The organism is Acinetobacter sp. SFB (assembly GCF_001647545.1).
In the GTDB taxonomy this organism is placed as follows: domain Bacteria; phylum Pseudomonadota; class Gammaproteobacteria; order Pseudomonadales; family Moraxellaceae; genus Acinetobacter.
This window is the reverse complement of sequence record NZ_LSZH01000009.1, coordinates 1-5,152: the sequence shown is the minus strand read 5'-3', so window position 1 is coordinate 5,152 and position 5,152 is coordinate 1. Positions and strand designations below refer to the sequence as shown.

Here is a 5,152-nt window from a genome sequence, read left to right as displayed (position 1 = left end):
CGTAGACACTCGCTAAAAATTACCATCTAGGATTTAAAAAAAGCAAAAGCGTAATCAGAGAAAAAAAGGGCAAAATTTTAATAGTGGCTTGATCACTCGTAGATACTCGTTTGGTTCTTATGATTGGAATCAAATTATTTAATAGGACTAATTAAAATTGTGGAACTTTGATCAAAGAATAGGCGTGGAACGTGAAGAGTCACTAAAAAAGCCCAATCTGCTAGGATTGAGCTTTTTTATATACGATAAGCAAATGATTTATATCAGATAAAAAATAGCATTTCGCATAAGCTGTATTATGTTAATTTTAGAAATTATTTAAAATAATGAATTAGAGTATTTCATGACTAAATTTCCAAATCTACTTACTGAATTACATCAATTAGAATTTGATTATGCTGATGGGGATGGCATCGATTTCGAACCTTATCAAACTTTTATGTCAAAAAATGAAGCAAGCCAATGGTTAAAAGCTTGGACTGGTAATGGTCAGGCAGACGCTGATTCATTACTTGTCTTTGGGCAAGATGGTACTGGTGGATATGCTGCCTTTTGGATGGTTAATCCAGATAAAGAGATACTAGATCAACCAATCGTATTCTTAGGATCAGAAGGCAAAATTGGAGTTGTAGCAAAAGATTTTAACGACTACCTTTGGCTATTAGCCCAAAACCATGGGCCATTAGAATCTATTGAATATCCTGAAGATACCTCAAAAGTTAATAATGAGTTTCTAAATTTTGCAAAACAAAATTCTAAGTCTATCTCTAGACCAGTTTCAGAAATTTTAAGTGATGCTCAAAATTCTAATCCGAATTTTAAAGGTTGGATAGAAGGCTTAATTCGGTAGTAAATATGCCTATTTAACATAATGGCCCTGTTGCTATTGCAACTAAATACAGTTGCAATATTCACTCAAAAGCAACTATACTTAGTTGCAATAGCAACAGGGCTAAAGTATGGGTAAAACGGAAAAGTTACTGGAAAAATTCACAAATTCAAAAAATACATTTCCTTATAAGGATTTAGTCGTTTTACTGAATCAACTTGGCTATGAAAAGTTTGAAATGGCAGGTTCTCGTGTTCGATTTTTTAATGAAAAAACTGAACACATGATTTTACTGCACCGTCCACATCCTGAAAACGAAATTAAAGGTGGGGCATTGAAAGCTGTAAAACAGGCACTCAAGCAGGAGAAATTTTTATGAGCTATTTAAAATACAAAGGTTATCTCGGTACGATTGAACCTGATCTTGAAACTGGTGAGTTATTTGGAAAACTTGCGTTTATCCGTGATCTCATCACCTATGAAGCAGAAACATTAAAAGCACTTGAGCAAGCTTTTAAGGAATCTGTAGATGGCTATTTAGAATCTTGTACTGAACTAGGTAAAAACCCTGATCAGCCATTCAAAGGCACGTTTAATGTGCGTATTAGCCCTGAAATGCACCGTAAAGCTGTTTTAGCATCAAGTAATTCTCTTAACTCCTTTGTCAGTGATGCAATTCAAGAAAAATTAATACGTTTAGGTGCTTAAACTATCTTAGCCCGATGCTTTGAAATATGGCTTTAGCCATATTTCAAAGTCGGGCAACTTTGCGCTTACTATAATCTGATTAGTAATGAGAAAAACCAAGCAAAGTACCGGTCATCTAGTATTTTTTAGGGTCAATTCGACACCAGTCAAAGGTTTTATCTTCTGATTTCATACTGTTTGACTGAAATGAATAACAAGGCTTTTTAGTCATAATTCTGACCAGTGTTTCCCCATCTTCAATTCTCATTTGTAACGCATATTGATCTAATGCTTTTTTATCTGCTCTGCGTTGTTGAATTTCATCCATGCTTGGTACATATAAAAATACAGCCAAAAGCACCGCCATGATCGAAGCTACAAAACTACTGGCAAAAATAAGAATAAGTTTTGTGTTTAGTCGGTTGGTGACTTGGTTTAGATCCTGAATACTATTGTCTAATGCACCCATATGCTTCTTATTGGCGTTTTCTAGCGACTTTTCAGTTTTATCTAGTACTCCGCTAGCGACTTGGTTGTAAAACGCCTCTAATCGCTTGTTATCGTCTGCTATGGCTTCTCGATATTCTTTCATTGATGCCAATAGAATATAGAGTTGGTCGTCTAAGTCATCATTTTGGTTGTTCATCTTGACCATCCATCATTATCTAAATCTCGTGATGCCTTACGGTTGGCTTGTTCGGCTCGTTGTTTGTCTAGGTCTTGTTGGCGCTGTCTTTCTGCTTGGCGTTCTAACTCCAGTCGTTTAGCTTCTTGGTTCTTCTGCCATTGTTCAAAGCCTTGATCGACACGGTTTAACCCACGCTGTAAAACACTCTCGGTCTGTTGTTTCTGCTGTTGAAGCTGTTGGGTATTTTGCTGTTTGACATGGTCGTTGAAACGGCTGATTTGGGTATCTATGCCTTGTCTGCGTAATTGGGTGACGGTTGTTCCCTCATGAATCGTGGCTTGTAGTCCATTGTTCTGATCGGCATAGCTGCGGTGGTCTATTTTTTCTCGGTAGCCTGCACGTTCCAATGCTCGATTGGCAAGGTTTGCCCATGATTCTCGAATATATTTAATATCTTCTTGGGTTGTACCCATGTCTAGGCTTTTTCGTTTGGTGTTGCTTAACTCAATATCAGCTTTGGTGGTCAGAATGAGTTGGTTGTCAGGGTCTAATTCTGCTTTTCGGGTGGTGAGCATGATATGGGCGTGGTGGTTCTTATCATTACCGCCTTTGCTGGGTTCGTGAATGGCAATATCTGCGATCACGCTATAGTGATTAACTAAGGACCGGGCAAAGTCTTTTGCCAAGTCCTTACGTTGATCAGCGTCTAATTCATCAGGTAGGGCAATGACCCATTCTCTAGCGGTTCGTGCATCTTTGCGGTTCTCAGATTTTTCTGCCAAGTTCCAAAGTTCGCTACGGTCAATTTGAATATCGAGGTTGGATATAATTTCGGTATGGACGACACCGTCCTTTTTTGTGAAATCGTGGGTCAGTCCTGTACGTTCATCTTTTAATTTTTCCCCTGCACGATAAGCCATAGAAGCAACCGCAGTTCTTCCTGAACTTCGATTCACTGTTTTAGTCGAGCAATGATAAATTGCCATGCCGTTGCCTTGTGTTGGTTTTGCTTTTAAAAAATTGCGTAGCAGTTTTTTGGGGTTAAGGGGTTTCCCCTTACGCAACGGTGACTTGAATGAAATTCAAGTCGTAAGTGCGCATTTCATGAAAAACACGATAGCATATTAACCGCTTGAATTTCAATTCATAGGGTTTTATGCTTGAGTGGTTTTCTATATCCCGAAATTAACCGTCATGACAAAATCTGCTGAAAATATTGAAAAGAAAATTGAAGCTCAATTAGAAAAGCTGAAACAGTTAAAAGCGCAAAAACAGGCTATCGAAGCAAGAGAAAAAACCAAGCAAAAGGAACAAGAAAGAAAGGATGATACTCGGCGTAAAATTTTGCTCGGTTCTTATTTGATTAAAAAGATGCAATCCAATGAAGCCAATAAAGAAAAAATACTGGCTGAGCTGAATGAGTATTTAACAGAAGATCGAGATCGAAAGCTATTTAATCTTTAAAATCTGTTTCAGTCCGTAAAGCTTTAAATATACGTTTTACTGTTTCTTCTCGGACTGATTGAGGGTTACGTAAAATATTAGCAATCCACACAGCGAATGCTGGATAGTCTTTATTGTCGGCTAAATCTGAGATGCTATGAAGTTTAGATAATGTAGAACTGTAAGTCTTAATTTGGCTGTCTGATAGATCACTGAATATATCAATCGCTTTTTGTTCTTTCTGTGGTTCTTGTTTTTTAGGTAAGGGTTTTTGCTTAAATTTTAATTCTAGGTGAGTAAATTTACGCCCTGTTTTGAGTAATTCGTAACTAACTTTATAAGGTGTTTTTTCATTAATTTCATTCACTGCTGTTTCAATAACCCATTTTCTTAAATCTTTAGTTGCTTCATATTTTTCAAATAATGCCAATGAATAACGGAGGTCATTTAGACTTATTTTACAGTAGCCTGTTGATTTAAATTGCATCATCATTTGATAAAAACGAAAGCTATAAACACTACCAAAACCTGAAACATCATTAAGTAAAAACTGAGTGAAATTATCTTTTAGCTCACTGAGTAAAGGAAGAATACGACTATCGAAAACAACTCTAGCCACAATATCATCGCTATGTCTGCCAAAAGGTAATGATTCTAATAAGTTATATTTTCTTAATCCATTTAGGTAGTTTTTATAATCTTCTGGATTTGGATATTTTAATTTCAATCTAGCATCTGCATTTTTATCAAAACGTAAAACTTCTGATAACCAATGAAATTCTAAAACTCCTGCACTGGTATCAATGAGTAAAGTTTTTTTCATTAAATCTTTAGTGGCATTTCTAATATCTCTAGTTGCCTGATCTGCATTAGCTCCCAATCTAACAAAGTCATCTCTTGTAATGTAATAAGCTTGTTTAGGGTCGATTGGTTGGTTTTTAGGTATTTGTGCTAGTGCTGACAATAATAAGCGTTGCTCACTCACACTCAAATTATAAGATGCTTTTACGATGGAATTATCCATAACAACTAGATCATTACTCACCCGACAATCTCTCCCTTTTATATATGGAAATAATTTATAGCACTCCTTCTTTCTCTTAAAAAGGAGTTTTTTGTAATTCTCCCTTTTCACCGACAATCCCTCCCCCCTTCACCGACAATCCCTCCCCCTTCACCGACAATCCCTCCCTCTTCACCGACAATCCCTCCCTTTTAATACTTGTAAAGCCTTGCTGTATATAGCTTTGAAAGGGGGCTAAAAACCTTTAAAAACCTTTAAAAACTATAAAAAAGAAAAAACTTATAAAAACTGCCCTATGTACTCGCTAAAGCTCGTACTCTATTGAAGCTCGTTCCTCGCTTCGTGGGGCAGTTTTTGGTTAATCCTGTTTGTGAAATCTAAAAACAAAAGCATTAGTAATGTATTCGCTTCGCTCATGCTTTTTGAAAAGCAAAAGCATCAATATTTCGCTCGTAGACACTCGCTAAAAATTACCATCTAGGATTTAAAAAAAGCAAAAGCGTAATCAGAGAAAAAAAGGGCAAAATTTTAATAGTGGCTT

7 protein-coding genes are annotated in these 5,152 nt (G+C 36.5%); 4 read left to right on the top strand and 3 right to left on the bottom strand.

The features are described 5' to 3' along the window. Positions 1 to 343: 343 nt before the first annotated feature. The 3 genes from AY606_RS04540 to AY606_RS04530 all read left to right on the top strand — a co-directional run bounded on the left by AY606_RS04540 (position 344) and on the right by AY606_RS04530 (position 1,537). Positions 344 to 850: a hypothetical protein gene (locus tag AY606_RS04540; protein WP_067865418.1), complete on the top strand. Its 507-nt coding sequence runs from the start codon at positions 344 to 346 to the stop codon at positions 848 to 850. A 109-nt stretch (positions 851 to 959) separates the two neighbouring features. After that, entirely contained in the window at positions 960 to 1,208 is a 249-nt protein-coding gene (locus AY606_RS04535; protein ID WP_067865415.1) for a type II toxin-antitoxin system HicA family toxin, read from the top strand. Beyond that, on the top strand, positions 1,205 to 1,537 hold the full coding sequence (locus AY606_RS04530) for a type II toxin-antitoxin system HicB family antitoxin (protein WP_067865412.1): 333 nt from the start codon (positions 1,205 to 1,207) through the stop codon (positions 1,535 to 1,537). The genes AY606_RS04535 and AY606_RS04530 overlap by 4 nt, the downstream gene beginning before the upstream one ends. Before the next feature lie 115 nt (positions 1,538 to 1,652). Here the strand turns inward: AY606_RS04530 and AY606_RS04525 are convergent, their stop codons facing one another. Both AY606_RS04525 and mobQ read right to left on the bottom strand, forming a co-directional pair. Then, a complete protein-coding gene (locus tag AY606_RS04525; protein WP_067865409.1) occupies positions 1,653 to 2,162 on the bottom strand; it encodes a hypothetical protein in 510 nt (169 codons plus the stop codon). Then, the gene (gene mobQ, locus AY606_RS04520) at positions 2,159 to 3,130 is read right to left on the bottom strand and encodes a MobQ family relaxase (RefSeq protein WP_067865402.1); all 972 of its coding nucleotides are present in this window, start codon (positions 3,128 to 3,130) and stop codon (positions 2,159 to 2,161) included. Before mobQ ends, AY606_RS04525 begins: the two co-directional genes overlap by 4 nt. Before the next feature lie 208 nt (positions 3,131 to 3,338). Between mobQ and AY606_RS04515 the strand changes: the two genes are divergently transcribed. Continuing rightward, positions 3,339 to 3,608 carry a DUF8583 domain-containing protein gene (locus AY606_RS04515; RefSeq protein ID WP_067865398.1) on the top strand — a complete coding sequence of 90 codons (270 nt, stop codon included), beginning with the start codon at positions 3,339 to 3,341 and terminating at the stop codon, positions 3,606 to 3,608. Here AY606_RS04515 and AY606_RS04510 read toward each other — a convergent pair. After that, on the bottom strand, positions 3,598 to 4,611 hold the full coding sequence (locus tag AY606_RS04510) for a RepB family plasmid replication initiator protein (protein ID WP_249409218.1): 1,014 nt from the start codon (positions 4,609 to 4,611) through the stop codon (positions 3,598 to 3,600). The two genes, AY606_RS04515 and AY606_RS04510, sit on opposite strands and share 11 nt — an antisense overlap. Between the last annotated feature and the right edge of the window lie 541 nt (positions 4,612 to 5,152).

What these genes read in the sequence shown, in the direction of transcription:
- AY606_RS04540 (WP_067865418.1), top strand. Translation starts at nt 344, where the DNA reads ATGACTAAATTTCCAAATCTACTTACTGAATTACATCAATTAGAATTT.
- AY606_RS04535 (WP_067865415.1), top strand. Translation starts at nt 960, where the DNA reads ATGGGTAAAACGGAAAAGTTACTGGAAAAATTCACAAATTCAAAAAAT.
- AY606_RS04530 (WP_067865412.1), top strand. Translation starts at nt 1,205, where the DNA reads ATGAGCTATTTAAAATACAAAGGTTATCTCGGTACGATTGAACCTGAT.
- AY606_RS04525 (WP_067865409.1), bottom strand. Translation starts at nt 2,162, where the DNA reads ATGAACAACCAAAATGATGACTTAGACGACCAACTCTATATTCTATTG.
- mobQ (WP_067865402.1), bottom strand. Translation starts at nt 3,130, where the DNA reads ATGGCAATTTATCATTGCTCGACTAAAACAGTGAATCGAAGTTCAGGA.
- AY606_RS04515 (WP_067865398.1), top strand. Translation starts at nt 3,339, where the DNA reads ATGACAAAATCTGCTGAAAATATTGAAAAGAAAATTGAAGCTCAATTA.
- AY606_RS04510 (WP_249409218.1), bottom strand. Translation starts at nt 4,611, where the DNA reads ATGGATAATTCCATCGTAAAAGCATCTTATAATTTGAGTGTGAGTGAG.